This window comes from Chryseobacterium sp. KACC 21268 (assembly GCA_028736075.1).
Lineage (GTDB): Bacteria > Bacteroidota > Bacteroidia > Flavobacteriales > Weeksellaceae > Epilithonimonas.
Map to the genome: position 1 here is coordinate 3323567 of CP117875.1, position 21571 is coordinate 3345137.

Genomic DNA, 21571 nt, shown 5'->3' on the forward strand with positions numbered 1-21571 from the left:
TCATCAAATAAAAAAAAGCCAATTTTCAAAGGCTTTTTAAATTATATTTTGAGAAAATCCAATTCTATCTTTTGATGAATTTTACAGATCTTCCGTCGATATTCAAGATATAAGTATTTGGGAGCAATGAGCTGACATTGATCGATCTTTGATTAACAAATGGATCATTAATGTTTTTTATTAATTTTCCAGACAGGTCATATATTTTAGCAGATTTCACTTTACTCACATCACCGTTGATGTTGAGGACATCCGCCACTGGATTTGGATAGATACTGATCTCATTAATTTTATTATTAACATTATTCACCGCCAATGTACCAAGGTTCAAACAATAATCTGATTCGTAGGTTGTCCATTCCGCACTATCGAAAGTTGATGTTGGATTGATGACATCTGCATTTCTGTAAAGGGATTTATTTGCGTTCGTATTGTCAACGCCTTTGCTTCCTACCGCGTCAATTGTAGTTGACTTATAAGATAATTCTACATAGTTTGTTCCTGTAAAAGTAAGTGCTGGTGCGTTGGATACAAATTTTGCATTCGAAACATCAAAACAACTGAAGTTCGCATTCGGGTTGATGACCACAAAACTTTGGTTATCTTCTATCTTTCCTTCCAATTCCGTTGGTTCTCCGAAAAAATAATTGCTAATCTTCAATTGGATTCCCAACTTGTATTTTTCCAAATCAATAGCGTGACCAGTTCTGTTGGCAATCTCAAAAGCTTTGTTGTAGCCCGTTCCTTCGAGATATTTAACGATTTGAAGGTCTTTTGCAAAAACATCGGTTGCTAAAGTTGTAACATTCAAAGTATTGCTCTGCGGACTTTCCAGATAAGAATTATCATAGGCTTTAACAGTGAAATTATAACTCGTTCCTGGTGTCAAATGGTCAATCGAAACTGAATTAGTTTTTGTAGTCGCCACCAAAACATTATCCTGATATATTCTATAGCCAATAACATCAGGTTCTGAATTGGCTTGCCAGGTCAAGTTAACAAAATAAGCGGAATTTCTCGCTAACAAAAGTGAAGAAGGTGCTGTCGGCGCCACATTATCGGAAGTTTGATTCCAGATAGCGCTTACCCATTCCGGATGATCAACAAATGGATTTCTATTTTTCTGAATATTGAAAACCGAATTATTCCTATCAATCTCTCTTTGCGAAACCGGATCTTGCTGATGCCAATTGAGAAGCATTGCGATGTACCAACTTTCGTAGGCTTTCTCCTCACTTCCGTCCAAAGGATTTTGGTCTTTTGTCGGGTCAGCCGCGTTGGTGGTAAAATTGAAGTTTCCTAATTTCCCTTCATATCGAACGGCAAAATACAAAAGAGACCTTGCCACATCGCCTTTGAACTCATCAACAGGCTCATAAACCCTGCCTGTGTAAGTCGCATTAGGTGTTCCGTTTAAAGCTTGCTTTGACCCGTTGGTAAAATTGTAATAAACCGTTGAACCTGCTTTTCCATAAGGATAATTGCTTCTCAGCTGGTTGATCCTCGCGTCGGTCGGTATTACGAAAAACAAATCGGAATACATCGGATAGGCGCTATTGAAGGAACTTTGCGGCATCATATGTTCACGATTCCATCCAAGTCCTTCTGCATTTGCACTTCCAATAATGTTGTTAAGTGTATAATGATACGCAGTTGTCCCAGTCGGATTATTTGAATAAAGGTCTAATAAGTAAGTTGTGTTATCGGCACCATAATCATAATACTTATCTAGATCTGTTTGCCCATAAAGAGTCTTCAAATCATCGTAATGGTAATTGAATGTCTTTGTAGAAATAATTTCGTGAAGCTTGGTCTTCAAAGCATAACCTGACAGATTTTCTGTCCCAGAGTAATATTCCGCCGGAGCCTGAGCAAGGCTAAAAATTGGGAAAGCAGATAATATAAGTAAGTATTTTTTCAACATAATTCAGATTTAATAACGGTCATAAAAATATCATTTTTTTACAAGATTTAATTTATTATTTTGAATTTGAATATTAATAATGATTTACATTGAAGTACTAAACAAAAAAATCCCCTACGAAAGGGGATTTCTATGATTTATATAAACTTGTTTATTCTCCAGCAATAATATTATGAAGTGAAAGTTTCAAACTTTCCAACTGTTCTTTTTTGCTGTCCAATTTTTCGTAAGTGTCTTTCAATAAAGGATTATCGCGTGTTGCAGTGCCAAAGAATGACAAGTTGTTCTCAAGCTGCACAATCTCTGATTCCAGGTCAGCCACCTGATTTTTGATCTTTCTCGCTTTGTCTGTCAACTGGCTTTCGGAAAGGTTTTCCTCTTTCAGATCGAACTCATTGATTTTGTTGAGTTTCAACTTCTCTCTAAGCGTTTTGTTGAATTCCGTATTGATGGACAATTTATCTTTCGGAACTTTACCAACCGCATTCCACGCGTTTTTGATAGTCTCGATTTTCTCCACAGAACCTTCCTCGTCTGTCAAAGCTTTCAGGTCTTCAAGAAGTGCTTTTTTGCTTTTGTAATTATCCTTCCAGTTATCGCCCGTCGCGTTATTTTTTTCTCTGTAATTTTTGAAGAATGTATTGCAAGCATCACGGAAATCGTCCCAAACTTTGTTCGCTTGGCTCCTAGGAACGTGACCGATGGTTTTCCAGTCTTCCTGAAGTTTTTTGAAAAGTGGAACCACAATATCCCAATCTTCAGAATTCATATTGTCCTGAGCAGTTTTTATCAGACCTTGTTTTGCTTCAAGATTGTGAATTTGTGAACCTTTCAGATTTTTATAGAAATCATTTTTCCCAGTGTTGAACTCTCTCAAAACCACTTTGAAATCTGTCCAATTTTGATTGGAAACTTTCTTCGGAACTGGCCCCAATTTTAGGAACTCGGTACGCAGGTCTTCTACTCTCTTTATCGCTTGTTGCCAATAAGTATGGTTGATAGATTCTGGTTTTGCAAGCGTTTTCAGTTCCTCGATGATTTTGGTTTTCTTCTCGAGATTTTCCAATTGTTCAGATTCGATGACAGCAATCAACTCAGATTTTCTTTCGTGGATCTTGTTGGAAACTTCTTTGAACTCTTCCCAGGTTTTCTCACGGAATTCCTCTGCTACAGGTTCGGCTTCTTCTTTCCAAAGCTTGTGAAGATATTGCAATTCATTCAAGGCTTTTTGAACTACTTTTTCGTCTAGCAATTCTTTGGCTCTTGAGATGATGTGTTGTCTTTTTTCCAGATTGTGGGCAAATTCCTGATGAAGGAATTCTTTATTCAAATCCAACATCTCATTGAACATTTTCAGATGGTGGAAATAATTGTTGTTAAGGTTTTTAAATTCGGATTTGGCCACTTGTCCTGCATTTCCCCAAGCTTCTTTGATCTCTCTTATCGATTTGAAAAGATTGACGCCAGGTTCAGAATTCGTATAAAGATTTTTAAGTCTTTCTATAATGCTCAGTCTCTCGTCCAGATTTTTTTGATGGTCCGCTTCCTGAGACTTATGGAATTTGTCCTGCTTTTCTCTGAAGATGTTGACCAAGGCAGATAGTTTTGAAGCTTGCGGATGATTGAACTCAAAATGCTCTTCCTCATTTCCCTGCTCCACAAAATCGTGCTTTTTATCTTCAACCTCGTCTGCCACTTTATGATTCGCGTGATCTCTTAGGGCATTGAATTTTTTCGAAAACGAATGCGCATCATCTTTGTTGACGATACTTTCCATCTCGTCCAAAGTTTCCTTCAAAGAAAGATTGGAATAGTTTTCTTCCACAGTCTCGATTTCCTGATGTTCAGCTTCCGGTTCAGCCTCAGTCTCCGTTTTTTCCTCTACAGGAACTTCTTCTGTGGATTCGGGTTCAGCAGATTCTATCTTTTCATTTTCGGAAACTACTTCTGATGTCACTTCTTCTACTGATTGATTTTCAGCAGACTCGACTTCAGAATTTGGTTTTTCGATTTCAGGATTTTCGTTTTCAATACTCATAACAAAGCGAATTAATTGGCGATAACAACTTTTAAATGCACTAAATTAAATGTTTTTTGTAGAAAACACCAAATAACATTACTAATTTTCCAAAAAAATATTAAATAATTCACAATGTCGTCAATTTGATTTTCCAAAAGTCAGTTTTACTTGACAAAGGCTTTCTAATGTTGTATCTTTGCCATTCGAACATATTTTAATACAATAAAATCCGTAAATTTTATGAAGACATCCGATTTTAATTTTGATCTGCCAGAAGAATTACTAGCCGAACACCCATCAGAAAACCGTGACGAAGCTAGATTGATGGTTCTTGACAGAAAGACAGAAACTATTACACACCGTCTATTCAAAGACGTTATAGAATATTTTGACGAGAAAGATCTTTTCATTTTCAACAATACTAAGGTTTTCCCAGCAAGATTATTTGGGAACAAAGAAAAAACAGGAGCTAAGATCGAAGTTTTCTTATTGAGAGAATTGGACCGTGAAACACGCGTTTGGGATGTTTTGGTAGATCCAGCTAGAAAGATCAGAATTGGTAACAAATTGTTCTTTACAGAGGACGAATCTCTGGTAGCAGAAGTGATCGACAACACGACATCAAGAGGAAGAACACTTAGATTCTTATTCGATGGTTCTTACGAGGAATTCCGTGCAAAACTGACAGAACTGGGTGAAACGCCACTTCCAAAATATATCAAAAGAGATGTAGAACCAGAAGATGCCGACAGATATCAGACGATCTACGCAAAAATCGAAGGTGCTGTAGCAGCGCCAACAGCTGGTCTTCACTTCTCAAAACATTTGATGAAAAGATTGGAGATCAAAGGAATCGATTTCGCTGAGATCACGCTTCACGTTGGTCTAGGAACTTTCAACCCGATCGAAGTTGAGGATCTTTCCAAACACAAAATGGAATCTGAAGAGGCCATCATCGATGAGAAAAATGCTGCCATCATCAACAAAGCTGTTGAAGAAGGACGCAGAGTTTGTGCCGTTGGGACAACTACGATGAGAGCTTTGGAAACGTCTGTCTCTTCTAACAAAAAGATCTCTGCTTACAGAGGTTGGACCAACAAGTTCATCTATCCGCCACACGATTTCGGAGTTGCCAATGCGATGATCACCAACTTCCACACACCAAAATCTACGTTGATCATGATGATCGCTGCGTTCTCCAACAAAGATTTCATTATGAGAGCTTATGAGGAAGCAATCAAAGAGAAATACAAATTCTATTCTTACGGAGACGCGATGTTGATCCTTTAAGAATCTTGATTTTAAATATAAATGCGCAGCTTTTTGGTTGCGCATTTTTTTATGTCTTATATTTTATTTAATTTCATCGTATGAAAGTATTTTCCTTCTTAGCCTTACTATCGATCACATTTTCTTGTTCTCAAACGCAGGAAAATTTTTCTACCATCGCCTCATTACCAAAAAAAATAAAAGAAGCATCTGCTGCAGAAATCTCAAAAGCGTCGCCCTTGATCTGGACCATCGAGGACAATCACAACCATAATATTCTTTTCGGGTTCAATGAAAAAGGTGAATTGGTAAAACAGATCACCATCACAAATGTTGAAAATAATGATTGGGAAGATCTGACCTCTGACGAAGAAGGAAACATTTACATTGGCGATTTTGGAAATAATGACAACGACCGACAAAATCTTGCCATCTATAAAATCAATGCAGCAGACCTTAATAAGGACGAAGCAAAAGCACAGTTCATTGTTGAATTTTACTATCCTGAGCAGACGGAATTTCCACCGAAGAAAAAAGACAGGATTTTTGATGTAGAATCGTTCTTTATCTTTAAAAATAAATTCTATCTGTTCACGAAAAATAGAAGTTCAAAATTTGACGGAACAACCGTCCTTTACGAAGTTGAAAATAACCCACTTCAGAAATTACCAGCTAAAAAACTTGGAAGTTTTGTGACTTGCGACCAGTTCAATCATTGTGCGGTGACGAGCGCTGACATCAGTCCAGATAAGGACAAAGTTGCGATTTTGAGTTCCGATAAAGTTTGGATCTTCACGAATTGGAAAGGCGACAATTTCTTCTCCGGAGATGTCGAAAAAATTGAGCTGAATCACCATACACAAAAAGAAGGACTTTGCTTTAAAGATGAAAACACGATCTGGATGACAGATGAAGGTGATAAGAAAATCACCGGAAATCTTTATCAGTTGAAATTGAAATAATTCAATCATAATAATTTGGAAGCGGAAAATTGCGTCACAAAATCCTCAAATTCTTTCTTATAACTTCTACCTACAGGAAGGCTGTATTTATTCAATATAATTTCATTGTTATTGAATGCAGTCACATATTTTGAATTAATTAAAAACGAACGATGAATCCTTACAAAACCTTTATCAGAAAGTGAATTTTCTAAATCCATAATTTTATTTTTAGTAACGATTTTTTCTTCGTTTTCTAAAATGATTCTCACATCATTTCCTTGGCTTTCAAAGTAGAGAATATCGGATAAAATTATTTTCCGATTCAATCTATCAGCTTTTACAATGATAAAATCTTCAACTTTTTCATTAGAAGAAATGTTTCTCAACACACGCTCTATAGATTTGAAAAATCTTTCGAATGTAATTGGTTTCAGAATATAGTCAACCGCTTCTAATTCAAATCCTTCTATGGCAAATTCGCGATAAGCTGTAGTGAAAATGGTTTTGGGTTTTTGATTGAGGGATTTCAGAAATTCGATCCCGTTAAGATTGGGCATTTCAATATCCAGAAACATCAGGTCAATAGATTTTGTCTGCAATATTTGATAAGCTTCAATTGCATTTTTTGCAGTTGCAACCAATTTCAAGGAATCAATCTTTGAAATATGATTTTCCAAAAGTTTGATAGCCAAAGGTTCATCATCAATTATAATACAATTTATCACTTTGTTGCGGGCGTAATTATTTCTACACTAAACCAATTTTCATTTTGCAAAATATTAAATTCAAACTGATTGTTGTAAAAGATTTTCAGTTGCTCTTCTATATTATTTAATCCCAAACTTTCTCGTTCAGATTTTAAAATTTCCGAATAGGTGTTTTTAATCCGAAAAACGGATTGATTTTCATCAGTTTCAATTTCAATATTAATTTCAATATCTCCAAAAGATTTTCCAGCGCCGTGTTTAAAAGAGTTTTCAACCAAAGAAAGATACAACAACGGCGGAATTTTGTTTTCAGAATTCAGCTTTTGAGTTTTGAATATTTTTAAACGTTCGTCATATCGGAGTTTTTCAAGCTCAATATAATCATCAATGATAGAAATTTCATCAGAAACAATAACTGTTTTATGTTGACCTTTATAAAGAACATAATCCAAAATCTCCGAAAGTCTACTTATAGATTCTGATGTTTTCCCTGAATTAATAATGGAGAGAGAATAAATATTATTGAGTGTATTAAATAAAAAATGTGGATTAAGCTGTGATTTCAGAACCTTTAATTCTAACTCTGCTTTTTCCTTAAGAAGTTTGGTTGTGTTTTGTTTTTCACTTTTATATCGCAACATAAACATCGCAGAGACAAAGGCAAAATCGCCTGTAATAATAGAAAAAGTATAGTTAATCAATAAATATCTGATGTCTGTAAAAATGCTATAAATGCTGTCCTGTGGAGAATTACAAAAAAATGGTTCAGCTATGTAAACAATAAAAAGGCGATTAATGACAGAAAAAACATACAGAGAAATAAGCAGTAAAACTGAAAATAAGAAATAATTTTTTCGGTCAAAAAAATGCTTTATGAGAACATAATAAATAAAATTCCCGCTGATAATCTGAAAAATCCAATGGCACAAATCATAGTAAAAAATCAATTGGATATTAGCGTTCTCATAATGTCCATAATTCCTCGCTTCTATTAAAAGAAATAATGCTGTCCAAAATAAAATTTGAAAGCCAATGTTTGATTGATATTTTTTCCAAGTTCCGATTTTCACAATCTTCAAAATTATAAATTATAATTCGAAAAAAACTTTTATGAATGTAGAATTGGCAAATCGAATGACAAACAACCAGAATGATAATTTAAAGTGCAAAAAAAGTAATACACATAATAATCTTCGCTTTCTGAATATTATTTTAAAATCACAATAAAATTCCAAACATCTTGCAGGAAAAAAAATTAATGCAGACAACTTCTTCTCAAAGATTTATTGGATTAGACCATTTAAGAGCCATTGCAATTCTTTTGGTATTAATGTATCATTATCGCGCTTTTTCGCACCCAAATTGGATAGACATTTATGGACGTTTTGGGTGGACAGGAGTTGATTTATTTTTTGTATTAAGCGGTTTTTTGATTTCAAATCAATTATTTAAAGAAATTAAAAATCGGGGGAATTTTAGTGTAAAATCATTCTTCATAAAACGTTTTTTCAGAATTATCCCGCCTTATTTTTTCACATTGCTGTTATATTTCTGCTTTCCATTTTTCAGAGAAAGAGAATCGCTTTCGCCGTTATTGAAATTTTTCACTTTCACTCAGAATTATGGCTTAGATGTCATCAACAACGGAACATTTTCACACGCTTGGTCTTTGTGTATCGAGGAACAATTCTATCTGATTCTGCCTTTTTCACTCCTATTACTCATCAAATCAAAAACATTCAAATATCTAAAGTTTATAATCTTCATAATCATACTATTTTCGATTTCGGCAAGATATTTTTCTTGGCAGGAATATGTTTTTCCCAATCTCAATTCGAGTGAATTTTGGAAAGTCTGGTACATGAAAATTTATTATCCAACACACACAAGATTGGACGGACTGGCAATTGGGGTTTTGATTGGATATCTTTTTCAATATTCTTCGAAATTCAGAAAATTGATTGATGAAAATGGTAATCTGTTTTTCCTATTAGGATTAGCTTTTCTTGGTTTTTCATTTTGGATTTGTAATGACCAAACTACTGAAACTGCATCGATATTTGGTTTCACTTTCGTTGCTATAAGTTATGGTTTTATAGTGATTTCTGCAATTTCTAAATCCTCATTCCTGAACAAATCAATAAACTATTTCACGACTCAATTAGCGAATTTATCTTTTGCAATCTATCTTTCTCATAAAGGAATTATCCACATCATTCAAAGCCTGATAGAGTATTACAAAATTTCTGTTTCGGAAAATTTATCATTGATTATCTGTCTAATTGGATGTATTATTGGAGGATTATTTTACAGATATTTTATTGAAAAGCCAAGTTTGAAATTGAGGAATAAAATCTCTGCTAATCTTTCTTTGTAAAAGAATAAAGCAACATATCCGTAAGAACTTCCTGTCTTTTTCTGTAGTCATTTCTCAGTAAACCTTCCAATTCAAAACCACAGAATTCTGCCACTTTTTTGCTGGCAATATTGTCTGGTGCAATTTTCATAAAGATCCGGATCATCTCTTTTTCATTGATACAAAAATCGCGGAAGGTTTTCAGAGCTTCATAAGCATATTTATGTCCAGAATAATTACTGAAGATGAAATAGGCCAACTCTCCTTTTGGTACGCTCCAATCGATCTCTCGGACAGAAATATGACCAATCAATTCATCGGAATCTTTTAGAAAAATCCCAAAGTAAAAACCTTCATTATTCTGAAAACTCTGAATTTTCTTTTTGAAGTAAAACTCGGTTTCTTCGAGAGTTTTGGTAACACTTAAAGTTCTGGAAAAATAATCTTCGAGGTAAGCTCTATCATTCTGAAATTTAACATAAAACTCCTCGGCAAAATCCAACGAATATGGCTTCAGAATTAGACGTTCGGTCTCTATCATCGTATTAATTTAAAAAGTTCCGCCAATTCCCACAACCAATCTTCCACCGTCAGAGGATGTGAAATAGGAGACGTTTGCAGAGATTGCATCCACGGCATTCAACCAAAATCCACCGCCATACGAGTTGTGCCATTTGTTTGAATGTTCATTCGGAACCCAAACCCTTCCAACATCAAATCCACCAAAAAATCCATAAGTCAAAGGTAAAATTGAGTTCTTGATCTTGCCTACTTCATATCTCAGATCAGAACTTTGATAGAAGGAATTTTTCCCATAAAAACGGTTGAATCGGAAACCGCGCAAATCTGTATTCCCACCTAAAGTTGACATTTGATAGAACTCATAATCGTTTCCTAGAAGCCATTTTGCCTTGGCATAAGATGACCAGACCAACCTCTTATCTTGCGTCAAATAATGGAGAAAACCAAGTCCGGTTTCGACCGATGTAAACTGTCTGTCCGTATTTTGAAGATTGATATTGTAAACCGCTCTCACATCGAATTTCATTCCCAACTTTGGATTCGCTTTGTTGTCGTAATTTTCGTAAATGAAGGAAACATCGGCACCTCCAAATTGTTTTGCATTGAAAACATCTTCGGTCACAACGCCAGGCAAAGAAATATAACGGTCGGCCGTTTTGGCAATCTCAAGGATTTCATATTTCAGTTTTGCAGAGAAAGTTGCTGCATTTTTGTTCCAGTTGATGGAAGGAGAAAACGCAAATTCACGCGCTCTTACATTATTAAAACGCGTTCCAAATTCATTTTTTGGATTAATGGTCTCATTTCCGATTCCGTAGAAATTTCGGATGTAATGCGAACTGGTCACTCTCGTGTCCAGACCATAGAACCAGCCGCCTGTCAGCGTAGGAAACAAGCCTTGGTAAGCGAACTCATAACCTTCTGTTCCGGTGAAATAATTCGCTAAGAAATGGTGTTTTTGAGAATATGGTTTTTTGATAAAATCATTCACCGTGTAATCGGCATTGAAACCGATTGCCAACGCATCATCCGGATTGAAATTGAAATTCATATATGTGGTAAAAACGTTGTACTTCGGATTTCTGTAATTGTATTGGTTGATGTCGTAATCATCGGTCAATTTTAGTCTTGCATTGCCTTTATTCTCAAAATCATTCTTCTTGCTTTTGTAGTCGTAGATCTTCACTTTTTTGGAATTTGAGACCGAATATTTGTCATTGTCCAAACCGCCTAGAAGTTCAATTCTGATGCTTGTTTTATTATTGCCTTGCACTACAAATTCGTCATCATCATCCAAGCCGTAAAGCAAGATCTCTTTGGTAACTTCGCCAGGATATATTTTAGAGGAAGCCAATTCCTCGCCGGATTTTTTCAATCTGAAGATCTTGATTTCCGTTTGATCGTTTGGGAATCTTGTGATGACAAATTTGTCTTTTTTATCGGTTCCCGTTAGGATTACTTTTTCCTGTAAGACCTTATAGTATTGTGAGGCGTATTTCTGAAGGTCACCTTTTCTGATCAATAATTTTTGAATCAAATCTTCTGAAACTTTGTCCTGAATTTCTTTTGGTAAATTTTTAAAAGCTTCACGAATATCATTTTCAGTTAAATTATTTTGAATGAATTCTGCTTCTTTCAACCAATCTTTCTGGATTGAATTCTTAGCAAAAACCAGATCCAACGGATAAGGCTCGCGGTTGAACCATTTTACGCTTTCTATCTCTTTGTCAAAGGTTTGCATATGTTTCAGTTCCGGAAATTCCATTAAGATTTCTGTAATGAAACCGTCATATTTTGCAAACGCCTGATCTCTGTCTTTCGGAATTGGGCTGTAGATCACGTTTCCGTTTTCTTTTCTCGCTTCAAATTTCCATTGGTCGTGATGTCTGTCCCAATCGCCGATCAGCATATCGAACAAACGTGCTTTGATCCACTCTTTTTCATCGATTTTATATTTCTCATCTTTCGCAAGATTCAGGATCACTTCATCTGTTCCTACAACCTTGTTCGGGTTTTCCTCCGTTTCCATCGGTCGGTCTTCAAGATAATACAATTCGTCCCCGAAAGTCTCATTGAAGTTCTTTAAGGTTTTCTGTTTCGGAATATAAAAAAGTTGCGGCGTTGTGTGACGGATTCCTAGTTTATCCGACATTTCTCCGATGACCAAAGGTGTGTACGGATGTGAGGTCGTGTAGAAATCCAAAAGGAATTTGTCCGCATAACTTCCTGAGAAATCGTCGATCACATATTGATTTTTAAAAGCCACTGACTGCAAAAATCGAACGCCACTTTTTTTCAAAGCTCGGATGACGTATTCGTTTCCGGCTTTGGTTTCCAATCGCAAAGATTTGGTTTGATGTCCACCTCCTGCTCTATCCGTTTTTACACCGCCAAAAAGTGTGTCCAAAGCAAGATTTCTGACATTGATCTTCTTGGAGTAATATTCTCTGTAATGTTTCCCCCAAAGGAATTCGTAAAACTTGTTTTTCTTCGTCATCGCAGAATCGTAAATTGAAGATTCTGAATATTCCGGGAAATTTTTCGGATAATCTTTGGAGATCTTTTCTTCTTTCCCTAAAACTGTTTTTCTAAACAACAATTCAGATCTTTTGGAATCGAGGTTGTAGAAACTCACTTCCGCATTTCCTGATTTTGAGATCTTCAGTTCAGCGTAACCATTCTTTCCAAAAGAAAAATCATTGCGACCAGTCGCTTTTGCAGCTTCAGTTTTGGAGCCTGCTCCGCTGATGATCTGGCGGATATCACCTTGTTCGATATACTGCAAATTATGGTCGTGACCAGAAACCACCACCACATTTTTTCTTCCACTGATCAAAGTTTTGATTCTGTCCGCCAAATTTTTGTAATTCTGACTGGAAATATCCTGATGCGTGATCCCGCCGGTTGCTCTAGTCAAATTGATGACCGAACCTAAAACTGGTAATGGAAATCTATTCTCCAAAGGAAATATCTGTTTCTCCCAGGAATATTTGCCGCCGTGAGAACCGTGGGTAATCAATGGATGGTGTGTGGCAACCACAATAGTTTTATTTTGATTCTTGTTTAGTTGGTCTTCAAATTCGGTGTAGAAATCCTCTCTAGTTTTGAGGTCGCACTTTTCATTTATTCCTGGATTCTTGCTCCAATCAGCCAAAACCCATTCTGTATCGATCAAAATCAACGTCAGTTTTTTGTTGATCTTTCGAGTTTCAATTGGGCAACCATTTCTAGGTGAAAATGCTGATCTATCTTTCAGTTTTTCCGTGACATAATCTTCTTCGCGTTTCAAACCTTTGATGCCGTTGTTGTACCAGTCGTGGTTTCCGGGAATGAAAATTGTTTTTCCTGCAAAATCATTGGCCAAGGAAATCTGATTGTCGAGCTTTTTCTCTGCCAAATTTCTATTTTGATCATCCTTTTTTGGCATTCCAACTGGATAGATATTATCACCTAGGAAAATGAGAGTACTATTTTCGGAAGCTTTGGAAAGTGAATCTTTCAAGACATTCATATTTTGGAAAGCCTCGTCGTGATCTAGATTTCCTGCGTCGCCCACCAAATAAAAGGTGTGAATAATGCTGTCTTTAATGCTAGAATCTTTCTCAAAATTCTGGACATTTTTTCCGTAATCAGCTCTTTGAACTGCACAGGAAATAGCAGTTATCGAAATCAAAGTCAAAAGGTAAAGCTGATAAATAGATTTCATATTTTTCTGGATTATTAAATTATAACAATATTTAACAAAATTAAAATTAATAAGCAAACAATACTTTCTTAAATTTGTTTCAAATTGCTTTTATGGACATTTTGAAAATCTCGGAAGATCACGTTAAAAATTTATTCAAAGATAGATTATCTTCTGTTTATACTTATCATAATCTTGACCACACCATCCAGGTTGTAGATAAGATCAAAATCCTAGCTAGAGAGGAAAATGTAAATCCTGAAGACACGGAAGATCTGCTTTTGGCAGGTTGGTTTCACGATCTAGGTTATATCGACGACAGCGAAAATCACGAAGAAGAAAGCCGAAAAATGGCAGAGAAATTCTTGAAAGGCCATCAATTTGACGAAGCCAGAATTGCTAAAATTGGTAAACTCATTTTGGCAACTGATAAATTCTACAAGCCTACCAATCATCTGGAAAATATCATCAAGGATGCGGATCTCTATCATTTGGCATCTGATGACTACTTCAGTGTTTGTGAAAATCTGAGACAAGAGATCAAAGAAGTGCATCATCAGAAATTCAGCAAGTTGCAATGGGCAGAACTGAATACTACTTTTTTCGCCAAGCATCAGTTTTACACTAAGTTTGCTCAGGAAAACTGGCAGCCCATTAAGCAAAAAAACACAGAGAAAATATTTGATAAAATTAAAAATCTGAAAGAAGATAAAAAGGAAAAATCCAGTCAGGACAAGGACAAAGCGCTTCTGAATAAGAAAAAACTCGAAAAACTGGAATCTCCCGAACGAGGCATTGAAACGATGTTTCGCGTGACGCTAAATAACCACACAAAGCTGAGCCAAATTGCTGACAGCAAAGCGAATATTTTACTTTCTGTCAACGCAATCATTATATCTGTAGCTTTGTCTACATTGATCCCAAAATTGGATGCGCCAAGCAATTCTCACTTAATCATCCCAACCTTTATTATGATTATGTCGAGCGTGGCTTGTATCATTTTGGCGATCATGTCAACGCGACCTAAAGTCTCCAGCGGAACGTTTACCCGAAAGGAAATTGAAGAGAAAAAAGTGAATCTGCTATTCTTTGGAAATTTCTACAAAATGCCGATGGAAGAATATCTTTGGGCGATGAAGGAAATGATGGCCGACCGACAATATCTTTACGATACAATGATCAAGGATCTTTATTATCTCGGAATTGTGCTGAACAGAAAATATAAATTATTGAGACTGACTTACACGGTTTTCACGATTGGAATAATTGCTTCTGTGATTGCATTTGTGGTGGCTTTTCGGAATGTGACAATGTAAATTGAGAGATTAATTTTCGTGATAGAATTAAACATTAAAATCATGGTTAGACTATTCCTAATTATCAATTTTTATTAAACTACCTCAACAAAATCATAATCCACTTCCGTCGCCTCATAATTCACGCCAACACGCAAAGCTTTCAGCCCGTTAATTCCCTGCAAATCTTCCACTTCCAATTCTTCTACAGTTGATTCCAAAATATTTTGATTTTGAAGAATTTTAATCAATTTCAAATAGTCCTGTCTTTCCTTTTCCTGAGAAAAAATAATGCTGATTTTTCCTGGCTGAGTGATTCTTTCAGTCGAATTTTTAATCGTTGATTTGTCGATGCGTTTTTTGATCATTTCGTAGCGCGCATTGTAGCTTCCATCCACGTCAAAACGTTTTTCATCCATACGGAATCTGATGCTGATAGGCGTGCTGTAAACCAAAATTAATGAAGAGACATCCAGAGAATATTCCAGATTTTTTCGGAATTGATTGTATTGCAATTCACTTTCACAAAGGACACGAAGTTGCCATAATCTCAAGTTTTTCAAAAACACAGGATCGTACGTCAAATCAGGCGCAATAGATGATCCGATGTACATATTATGTTCTACTCCATCCGTTTTGAAACGCTCATAGTAGAACGGAAAACGGACTTGCTGCTCCTCTTGTCTTTTGTCAAGAATATCCGCCAAATTTTTATTAATGGAAGACAAACTCTCATCAAACTTTCTACGGAAATCATAAACCATATTGGTTCTGACATCCAATTTTTTAAAATAATCCGTAACCAACTGATTATAATCAATATTCTGAAGTTTTATCGACTCAAATAATGGATGAATCTCGGACAGAATAAAAGTCTGAACAATATTTTCTGTGTCAGCCTTAATATCGGTTTTCAGTAATTCCTGATAGTAATTCAGCTTATTTATTACAACATCAAAATCATTTTCTAAACCAAATTTTGCTAGTAGATCCGTTATCAATCCCAATTGAATTTCTAAATCTTGCCTGATCACCAAATTCCTTGACACCGAAGAGTTACGAACATCTGTCTGTCCGAAGAGTGGCGTAAGATCCTGAAAACTGATATTCCTGTAAGGCATATCAAATTCCGCATTGAAAAATCCGATGTGACGCTCTGCCTCCTGTCGGAATTTCCAATATACACTGGGATGGATGGATGTGTATTCCCTTTGGATAATAGCCTGAATGCGCGTCTCAATTCCGGTGTAAAGTCTGTCCATTGTATCTACCAGATAAGGCATTACGATTTCCATTTTGTTGGCATTGATGCTGTTTAGCAATTTCTTTTTCGATACCAATTCCACAATCCCAAGGATTCTTTTATCCTTGATAATTGGTGCAAAAATCGCACTTTTGATTCCTGCTTCGTACAACTGCTTCGCCATCTGGCTATCCGGATATTCCTGAAAACTTCTGTCGACATCAGAAACACTGAAGTATTTTTTTGAATCTACAAGCGCGTTGAAGTTCTTTTCGCAGAGCATTTCATTCTTACAATCTCTTGGCCCCGATGTGAGTATAAAACTATCCATAATCCCATTAATAGGACTTCGCACAAATTTATTATCCTCTTGATTGATGGCCGTGTAGCCCAACTCCAGATCAGCAACCTGAAAAATTGAACGAAAAATTGTGTTCAGTTCTCCCTTCAGATTTTTATCGTCTTCGATATTGATCAGCTTACTTTTCAGATTTGAGATGGCGCTTTCTGTAGTCGCATCAAAAAAACTGATGACCGCAAAACCCTTAAGTTCCCAGCTATTAGGAGGGAATTTTTCTTTCCATAGATCGTGATCTTCAAAATTGTCCAGCAATTCGGCAATCTCATCTTCTGTTAATCGTTTGAAATTTTCTTTTGGATTGATTTCGATAAAATCCACATTATTAAGGAAACGATAATGATTCACAATACCTTCCTCCGTTGGAATATCGAATATAAAAGGCTGCACAAAATTAAGTTCCACATTGTAATAATTACGCAAAATAATGCAGCAACTGATCACATAAAAACGGTGCGGATCCATATCCTTAATGATCATATCGAAGTTTTCACCCGCTTTATCAATGATGTTTTGGAAACGTTCCGTTGGGTTGAAAAAGAAATTGTAGAAGGGAAAACCTATTGCCTTGATTTCATTTTTCGTGAGCATATGAGGGAAAAGATCTTTCAAAAGTTCCTTCATCAATGCTTCATTTTCAACAAAAAAATCAAGATTGTTGATTCCATCTTTCAGCTCAGGAAACTCTTTAGTCCTATCTAAAATATTTTTATGAGAAAAGGCATATTCTGCATTTTGAAAAGCTTCGGATTCCATTTTTTGGATCAGTTTTTCAAATGAGAATTTGAGCGTAAAAGGGCTTTCGTAAACGGCTTGGAATTCCATGAGGGTAAAAATCAATGCAAATGTAAGAATTATGAATATATTAATAAAGTCGATTCAAAATTTAAAATACTTTATTTCAATATAACAATAAACCGGTTTAACAGTATAACAATTTAATAATGAATTAAATGACTCAAAACGAAATATTGAAACTTCATACAATGCCTAATTATCACATTTATCTATTGCTATATTGTTACATTTTTAAATTGCTACATTATCCCGTATCTTTGCAAAAAATTTTAGAACATTGAAGGACATTAGAACACTTAACCTGGATCAGATCAAAGACTATTTCGGAACGATTGGCGAAAAACCTTTCCGTGCGAAACAGGTTTACGATTGGCTTTGGAGCAAGAATATGCATTCCTTCGATGAGATGACGAATCTTTCTAAAGACTTGAGAGAAAATCTGACGCGCGATTTTTTCATCAATCCAATTTCTGTCGATTTGTTGCAGAAATCAACAGACGGAACCATCAAAAATGGCGTAAAACTTCACGATGGTTTGATGGTAGAATCCGTTTTGATTCCCACAGAATCTAGAAGCACAGCCTGCGTTTCTTCGCAAGTTGGATGTTCATTGAACTGTGAATTCTGCGCAACGGCGAAACTCAAGAGAATGCGAAATCTGGAAGTTGCAGAGATCGTGGATCAAGTTGCCTTGATTGATAGACAAAGCAAAGAGTATTTTGACAGACCATTGACGAACATCGTGTTTATGGGAATGGGCGAACCGATGATGAATTACAAAAATGTTGTCGAGGCCATTCACAAGATCACTAAACCGGAAGGTCTGGGAATGTCTCCACGAAGAATCACCGTTTCCACATCCGGAATCCCGAAAATGATAAAAATGTTGGCCGATGAAGAGATCAAAGTGAAATTAGCCTTGTCTTTACATTCCGCAATCGAGCATAAGCGAAATGACATTATGCCATTTTCCGAGAAATTTCCTTTGACGGATATTATGGATGCGCTAAAATATTGGTATCAAAAAACAGGATCACCAATCACTTTTGAATATTGCGTTTGGAAAGGCATCAACGATGGCGACGAAGATATCAAAGCCTTGATCAGATATTGCAGACAAGTTCCGAGCAAAGTCAACCTGATTCAATACAATCCGATTGGGGAAGGGAAATTTGACCACAGAAGTATTGCTGCGGAAGAAAAATATGTTCGTGAACTGGAAAAAGCCGGCATCACTATTATGGTCAGAAAAAGCCGTGGTGGTGATATTGACGCCGCTTGCGGACAATTGGCGAACAAATCTGCGGAATAATTTTCTTTTACAATCTTTTAATCTATTAAGTTTTTCCTTCCAAAGATCAATTCTTATTTTTACAATATGAAGACGATTTTAGTAGATATGGACGGCGTTCTTGCCAACACAAACCAACATTTCATCGATTACGAATACAAACGAAACGGAAACCAAATTTGCTGGGAAAATATTTCCGGATTATTGGAAGAAGTCGCATTCCCCAATTTCTTAGAAGATGTGAATGCCAAAGGTTTTTTCAGAACTGTTCCAGTCAATGAAAACGCTGTTGAAGTTTTGAAATATTTGAATGACAAATACAATATTCTCATCGTTTCTTCCGCAACAGAATTCCCAAACAGTCTTACCGAAAAAGCTGAATGGCTAGGCGAACATTTCCCTTTTATCAGTTGGAAGCAAATGATCTTCTGTGGACGAAAGGACTTTATCATTGGTGATGTTATGATTGATGACCACCCGAAAAACCTAAATCTTTTCGCTGGGCAAAGAATTCTTTTTTCGCAGCCTCACAATGAGAATGCAAAAGTTGAAAATTCCACACGCGTTTCTGACTGGAATGATATCCTGAATATTCTTTAATTTCGTGCTATGAAAAAACAATTTTTCTATTTGTTCATTTTGCTTTTCAGTTTTCAAATCTCTGCGCAGAAAACCCAAAAACTAAAACTCAAAAAATATAAAAGTGCCATTCTGAGCGATTCGTTGAGAGAAAGCTCTGGACTGACGGAACTTGACGGCAGAATATTTTCTTTCAACGACAGCGGGAATACGAGTGAAATTTTTGAGATAAAATCAGGAAGTTCGTATATCGAAAAGACGTTTCAAACTGGACTTAAAAACATTGATTGGGAAGCGATAACGAACGATGTTGAGAATTTTTATATCGGAGAATTTGGGAACAATCTGGGGACTAGAAAGGATTTGAAAGTTTATAAAGCGCCTTTCAAGAATGACTCCATAATTATTGATTCCATCAAAGCGATTCCGTTTTATTATCCGGAACAAGAAGATTTTGCGCCGAAGAATATCAACAATAATTTTGATGCGGAAGCGATGATCTTCTTGGATGGGAATATTCATATTTTCACGAAGGAATGGATTACGAACACGGTTTCTCATTACGTCATCAACCCGAATCTACCTGAAAATCAACCTGCTCAGAAATTGGAAAGTTTTGATACTGGATTTGTGGTGACGGATGCTTCTTTTTATGATAACAAATTGTACGTTGTTGGTTACACGAAGAAAGCGCGGGTTTTTCTAATGATTTTCGAGAAGGATGAGAATGGAAATCTGTTCTTTAATAAACCATTGAAAAAGTTTGCTTTGGGAAGAGCTTTCAACATTGGACAGATCGAGGGAATCACGGCGACGCAAAACGGAATCTATATTTCTGGTGAAAGATTCGATATAAAAATCAAAAAAGTGCCTCAAAGTCTTTATTTTATTCCTTACGAAAAAATTATTCCGAATTAAAAAATTCGGAATAACATATTTTAGTTGATTATTTTAAAACTCTCATTATCAGTTCCTTCCGATATTTTCAAAATATAATTTTGAGATTTTTGCAATTTGACATCGATCAGATTTTGTCCTTGTTTTAACTCAATTTTTTTAGATTCAATTAATTTTCCATCCAGGCTGAAAATCTCCATTTTTGTTTTATCCGAAGCAAAATTAGCTTTGCTTATGATTTGCAATTGATTATTCTTGATTGGATTGATTACAGAAAACTTTTTTAATATTTTGGAGTCGGCAACATTCATATTTGCACCATAAACAAAATCATGTGTTACAGTTTCAGAATCAACTGTTACTGACACTTTCCAGTTTCCGTATTGGTTGAATTGGGAGCTTTGAAATGTAAAATACCAATAGGAAGCATAATAAAAAATAGAATTATTGAAGGTACTACTATAAGCAATCGTATTGTCGGGTCTTATCAATTTAAGATTAATGCTTTTCCCAGCCGGCAAATCGGCAAAATACATATAGACCATCACTTTTTCCCCTGTATTGAAGCTGTCTTTGAAGTTCGTAGTTTCCTGAACGCCACATCCATTATCAAAAACAGCTGTATCAGAATGGGTGAAAATTCCATTTATTTTTGGGTCTACATAAGGTTTCTGGCTTGCCCACCAGGAATCTGTGGACGAAGTCCAAGTGTTACAACTACCAGAATAAGTATCAACCAACTGATTATTATTGTTATAGACCTCAAAATGAAGATGTGGACCTGTCGAATTCCCTGAACTTCCCACAACACCTAAATATTCTCCTGCAGAAACGAATGAGCCAACACCTTTCGAAGTTAGTGAATTATTCTTCAGATGTCCGTACCAGGAGACGCTTCCATCTCCGTGTTGAATGTAAACAGCATTCCAATCGCCGTTTCCGAAACTGCAGTTTCTGTCATAATTACCATTGTCTTTTCCGATAATAATGCCATCTGCTGCGGCAACAGCGTGCGCCTGATCGTTGTCCATCATGTACCAGCCAAACGGCCAGGTAAAAATATCGATTCCCATATGATTATAACCATCTGTGGTATCATAAGTTCTCGCGCCGCAATTCCAATCCTCCACCTTGTTGGGATATGCAGAGTTATGATCTACGTGATTTGAAATACTCCAAACGTTGTTGTACTTGGTATTTGGATTCTTTTTAACAGGCCAAATAAAGAGTGGATGCGCCAGTGTTTTATTTTCTTGCAATTTGTTTTGCGCCCTAAGTGATTCTCGATTGAAGTTGATTTCTTCCTGTATAAGTTCTCGCTGCTCAGGTGATAGACAAACTGAATTAGAAGGCTGATAAAAGCCCTGTCCATTTTGTGCATTTAAAGATAACATTCCAAAGACTGAAAATAGTAAGTAATTTTTTTTCATGATTATGCTGTTTTATTATAGGCTAAAATTAAAAAAAATCTGATAAATATTAGTTTAAGCCTGAAGTATATTACAATCAAAAAGAAATGGATTATATTTGTAGAATAGTTTTTTGGTCAATTGACAGACAAATCGTCAACATAGCCCCGATTGCAGTGGAAATCCTTTTTTGGCTAAGGCTGAGCGATGGAAAAAAAGATTGCAACGGAAAGCGGGTTGGACAAGTGAAAAGAAGTACTAGCGTCTTGCTCCA

Annotated in this window: 15 protein-coding genes; 7 read left to right on the plus strand and 8 right to left on the minus strand. The window is 35.9% G+C overall.

Annotated features, from left to right (window positions below):
* Window positions 1-64: 64 nt before the first annotated feature.
* Both PQ459_15185 and PQ459_15190 read right to left on the minus strand, forming a co-directional pair.
* Window positions 65-1924, minus strand: coding sequence for an endonuclease (locus tag PQ459_15185; GenBank protein WDF46241.1), 1860 nt, complete (start codon window positions 1922-1924; stop codon window positions 65-67).
* Between the two features lie 151 nt (window positions 1925-2075).
* Window positions 2076-3962: a DUF349 domain-containing protein gene (locus tag PQ459_15190; GenBank protein WDF46242.1), complete on the minus strand. Its 1887-nt coding sequence runs from the start codon at window positions 3960-3962 to the stop codon at window positions 2076-2078.
* Between the two features lie 222 nt (window positions 3963-4184).
* Here PQ459_15190 and queA point away from each other — a divergent pair, with 222 nt between their 5' ends.
* Entirely contained in the window at window positions 4185-5234 is a 1050-nt protein-coding gene (gene queA, locus PQ459_15195) for a tRNA preQ1(34) S-adenosylmethionine ribosyltransferase-isomerase QueA (protein WDF46243.1), read from the plus strand.
* Between the two features lie 80 nt (window positions 5235-5314).
* Entirely contained in the window at window positions 5315-6175 is an 861-nt protein-coding gene (locus tag PQ459_15200; GenBank protein ID WDF46244.1) for a hypothetical protein, read from the plus strand.
* Between the two features lie 5 nt (window positions 6176-6180).
* Here PQ459_15200 and PQ459_15205 read toward each other — a convergent pair whose 3' ends face one another.
* The gene (locus tag PQ459_15205) at window positions 6181-6882 is read right to left on the minus strand and encodes a LytTR family DNA-binding domain-containing protein (protein WDF46245.1); all 702 of its coding nucleotides are present in this window, start codon (window positions 6880-6882) and stop codon (window positions 6181-6183) included.
* The gene (locus PQ459_15210; GenBank protein ID WDF46246.1) at window positions 6879-7565 is read right to left on the minus strand and encodes a histidine kinase; all 687 of its coding nucleotides are present in this window, start codon (window positions 7563-7565) and stop codon (window positions 6879-6881) included. Before PQ459_15210 ends, PQ459_15205 begins: the two co-directional genes overlap by 4 nt.
* A gap of 557 nt (window positions 7566-8122) precedes the next feature.
* Here PQ459_15210 and PQ459_15215 point away from each other — a divergent pair.
* On the plus strand, window positions 8123-9241 hold the full coding sequence (locus tag PQ459_15215; protein WDF46247.1) for an acyltransferase: 1119 nt from the start codon (window positions 8123-8125) through the stop codon (window positions 9239-9241).
* On the opposite strand, the gene PQ459_15220 is transcribed toward PQ459_15215, so the two are convergent.
* Both PQ459_15220 and PQ459_15225 read right to left on the minus strand, forming a co-directional pair.
* Complete coding sequence (locus PQ459_15220; GenBank protein WDF46248.1) at window positions 9225-9761, minus strand: GNAT family N-acetyltransferase; 537 nt, start codon at window positions 9759-9761, stop codon at window positions 9225-9227. The genes PQ459_15215 and PQ459_15220 overlap by 17 nt on opposite strands.
* Window positions 9762-9770: 9 nt before the next feature.
* On the minus strand, window positions 9771-13448 hold the full coding sequence (locus PQ459_15225; GenBank protein ID WDF46249.1) for a metallophosphoesterase: 3678 nt from the start codon (window positions 13446-13448) through the stop codon (window positions 9771-9773).
* A gap of 92 nt (window positions 13449-13540) precedes the next feature.
* Between PQ459_15225 and PQ459_15230 the strand changes: the two genes are divergently transcribed.
* A complete protein-coding gene (locus tag PQ459_15230) occupies window positions 13541-14743 on the plus strand; it encodes a DUF5706 domain-containing protein (GenBank protein WDF46250.1) in 1203 nt (400 codons plus the stop codon).
* A gap of 74 nt (window positions 14744-14817) precedes the next feature.
* Here the strand turns inward: PQ459_15230 and PQ459_15235 are convergent, their stop codons facing one another.
* Window positions 14818-17148, minus strand: a complete 2331-nt coding sequence (locus PQ459_15235) for a GAF domain-containing protein (protein ID WDF46251.1) — start codon at window positions 17146-17148, stop codon at window positions 14818-14820.
* 250 nt (window positions 17149-17398) lie between these two features.
* On the opposite strand from PQ459_15235, the gene rlmN reads away from it, so the two are divergent.
* From rlmN to PQ459_15250, 3 genes are all read left to right on the plus strand, one after another.
* Window positions 17399-18433, plus strand: coding sequence for a 23S rRNA (adenine(2503)-C(2))-methyltransferase RlmN (gene rlmN / locus PQ459_15240; GenBank protein WDF46252.1), 1035 nt, complete (start codon window positions 17399-17401; stop codon window positions 18431-18433).
* A 66-nt stretch (window positions 18434-18499) separates the two neighbouring features.
* A complete protein-coding gene (locus PQ459_15245; protein WDF46253.1) occupies window positions 18500-19012 on the plus strand; it encodes a 5'(3')-deoxyribonucleotidase in 513 nt (170 codons plus the stop codon).
* A gap of 9 nt (window positions 19013-19021) precedes the next feature.
* Window positions 19022-19909 (plus strand): hypothetical protein, encoded by an 888-nt coding sequence (locus tag PQ459_15250; protein WDF46254.1) that lies wholly within the window; start codon window positions 19022-19024, stop codon window positions 19907-19909.
* Window positions 19910-19929: 20 nt separating this feature from the next.
* On the opposite strand, the gene PQ459_15255 is transcribed toward PQ459_15250, so the two are convergent.
* On the minus strand, window positions 19930-21318 hold the full coding sequence (locus PQ459_15255) for a peptidoglycan DD-metalloendopeptidase family protein (GenBank protein WDF46255.1): 1389 nt from the start codon (window positions 21316-21318) through the stop codon (window positions 19930-19932).
* Window positions 21319-21571: the final 253 nt, after the last annotated feature.